Genomic DNA, 407 nt, shown 5'->3' with positions numbered 1-407 from the left:
GCGAGCACGACGAGATGCAACGTCGCCGCTTCCGTGGGCACGAAGGCCCCCAGCTTCACCACGCCAAAGCCCCGCACCAACGCGCCGAAGACCAGCGGAGCCACCGCCCCCGACGTCACCAGTCCCACCAGCAGATGATAGAGCCCTTCGCCCGTGGCCGACTCCCGACTCCCCGCCAGCGGAAGGCTGGCCTCCGCGGACGTTCCGCGAAGCAGGTCGATGAATCGCCCCCCCATTCGCGCCGCATCGAACGGCAGCGCCGCGACCAGCCCCACCGACACCCCGTAGGCCAGCTCTCGCAACACCCATCCCCCCAACTCCAGCGACGAAGTCACGGGCTCCGCCAGTCCAACGCCACCTTCCGCCCGCAGGAAGAGCGAGAGCGACAACACCAATCCCAGCCGCAC

The 407-nt window shown here is 69.3% G+C and carries 1 protein-coding gene; it reads right to left on the bottom strand.

The window, feature by feature from the left end:
• The coding region (locus tag D7Y04_RS43155; RefSeq protein WP_199749843.1) for a flagellar biosynthetic protein FliR at positions 1 to 407 on the bottom strand (407 nt) is incomplete at both ends.

Source organism: Corallococcus sp. AB038B (assembly GCF_003668955.1).
GTDB lineage: Bacteria > Myxococcota > Myxococcia > Myxococcales > Myxococcaceae > Corallococcus > Corallococcus exiguus.
Note: the sequence above shows the minus strand (reverse complement) of the source record. Positions and strands in the feature narration are given on the sequence as shown.